Origin of the sequence: Nocardiopsis trehalosi NBRC 14201 (assembly GCF_001552555.1) — a bacterium.
Lineage (GTDB): Bacteria > Actinomycetota > Actinomycetes > Streptosporangiales > Streptosporangiaceae > Nocardiopsis_B > Nocardiopsis_B trehalosi.
This window is the reverse complement of record NZ_BCRK01000365.1, coordinates 1-838: the sequence shown is the minus strand read 5'-3', so window position 1 is coordinate 838 and position 838 is coordinate 1. Positions and strand designations below refer to the sequence as shown.

General features: G+C 76.1%; 1 protein-coding gene. It reads right to left on the bottom strand.

Going from position 1 to position 838, the window contains the following annotated elements:
- Positions 1–838: ATP-binding protein (locus NT8_RS28165; protein ID WP_449406622.1), on the bottom strand; the 838-nt coding region annotated here is incomplete at both ends.

Below are 838 nucleotides of genomic sequence, written 5' to 3'. Positions count from 1 at the left end.
CCCGCCGCCGGGCCGGACGCGCCGCCGCCCCGCCGTGACCGGCGGGCGGACGACCGGCGCGCGCCCGCACCGCCACCACCGGCGGCGGCGTCGGCGCCCAGGCCGGCGGGCAGCACGACCTCGACGCGCTTGCCGCCCACCTCCACCGTGATGGTGTCGCGGTCGGCGGCCTCGGCCTGCGCGGCCGGCCCGTCGTAGGGGGCGATGGCGGTCGCGAACTCGGTCTCGATCCAGCGGGTGTGGACGGTGAACGGCGCGTCCGGGTCGGCGGGGGCGAAGGCCGGGTCGACCACCACGGCCTGGTGGAACGGGATGACCGTGGGCATGCCGCCCACCTCGAACTCGGCCAGGGCCCGCCGCGCCCGCTGCAGCGCCTCGGTGCGGGTGCGCCCGGTGACGACGAGCTTGGCCACCATCGAGTCGAACGCCTGCGGGACGGTGAACCCGGCCTCGCACCCGGTGTCGACGCGCACCCCCGGGCCGGCGGGCAGCGCCAGCGAGGTGATGGTGCCGGGCGCGGGCAGGAAGTTGCGGCCGGCGTCCTCGGCGTTGATCCGGAACTCGAAGGAGTGCCCGCGCGAGACCGGGTCGCCGTAGCCCAGCTCCTCGCCGTCGGCGATGCGGAACATCTCGCGCACCAGGTCGATGCCGGCGACCTCCTCGGTGACCGGGTGCTCGACCTGCAGCCGGGTGTTGACCTCCAGGAAGGAGACCGTGCCGTCCTGCCCGACGAGGAACTCGCAGGTGCCGGCGCCCACGTAGCCCGCCTCGCGCAGGATCGCCTTGGACGAGGAGTACAGCAGGTCCCGCTGGGCGTCGGTGAGGAACGGCGCGGGGG